The 1,135-nt window shown below is 31.6% G+C and carries 1 protein-coding gene; it reads right to left on the bottom strand.

Translation table 11 applies throughout. From position 1 onward, the window contains the following. Nucleotides 1-209: 209 nt before the first annotated feature. Entirely contained in the window at nucleotides 210-890 is a 681-nt protein-coding gene (locus Q0945_RS15915) for a hypothetical protein (RefSeq protein ID WP_299436626.1), read from the bottom strand. Nucleotides 891-1,135 lie beyond the last annotated feature (245 nt).

The following is a 1,135-nucleotide window of genomic DNA, read 5'->3' on the forward strand; positions in this document are numbered from 1 at the left end:
TAATTTTTCATTTAAAAAGTCAGCCACGAGAATTTTAAAACTGCCGAAATTTTGATGTCGCACCATTAAAAGTAACGGTCTTGTATAAGATTAGTTGCGTTGTCTAAGCAACTAATTTAGCAAATACAAAACGAATAGAAAATCCGCGAGGATTTTCGCAAGTAAGCCTGTACTAGCAATTAATTTTATACGTTGTTGGGCATAGTTTTTTATAGGTTATTAATCATATTTATTTTCGTGTCAATTCCATTGAAATAATCCACATAATCAGTCAAGTCAGCGTCTATCCATTCCAATAATTCATAAATCTCATTCTTGATATTAATTGCTTCTGTAAAATCAATTACGTTTCCATTAAAGCAAATAGGTTCGTTATGATAAACTCGATTTCTAAATTCTCTGATGTTATTTAGTTTTTGGTTTAAAATATTTCTATTCACGTGAGTTGGTTTGTTAGGAAAGCAATGGATTACAACACCACCGATTAACCTGTAATGATGAGTGTCAAACAAACTTGTCCAAAAACCAAAAGATTGCTCCGCAATAACTTTTCCAGAAGTTACAATTCCGCCTTTCCGTCTAATTGTTCTTTCGGCTTTGTTTACTGAATTTTTTAAAAAGAACCTTGAGCCAGTTAGTGAAGGATGATTCATAAATCCGTTCTTTTCCGCTATTATCCAATTCGGATTTGCAAAATGAGATGAAACTTGGTAGTTGACAATGTTTCTAAAAAATATTTCGAAAAGATTTAAAACAGGATAAAACGATTGAGCAACTCTCAAATTTATTCTATATAATTTTTGTGCTTTTGATTTTGAGTTTCCAGTAGCGATTAAAAATCGGTCTAATCTTGGTTGAGATAAGTAGTATTCTAATTTTTGATATTCCAATATTCTTTTACTTTTATTTGTCTATTACAAAATAATTCACTTATTTTGTACTGTAATGCTTAATCAAGCCTCTTTCTTCATAGAAACGTAATTAAGTGAAAGATATACAAAACCTCTCAATTTTCGAGAGGTTTTTTTCATTTTTATACGTTCCGCTTAAATTATGCCCAACGGTCTCGGCTAAGCGTAGTGCGGAGGTAAGGAAACTTTTTCGTTTCCGTTTGCGCACGAAGCTAAAGCTTATT

The sequence above is a fragment of the uncultured Maribacter sp. genome, from assembly GCF_947500405.1.
In the GTDB taxonomy this organism is placed as follows: Bacteria; Bacteroidota; Bacteroidia; order Flavobacteriales; family Flavobacteriaceae; genus Maribacter_B.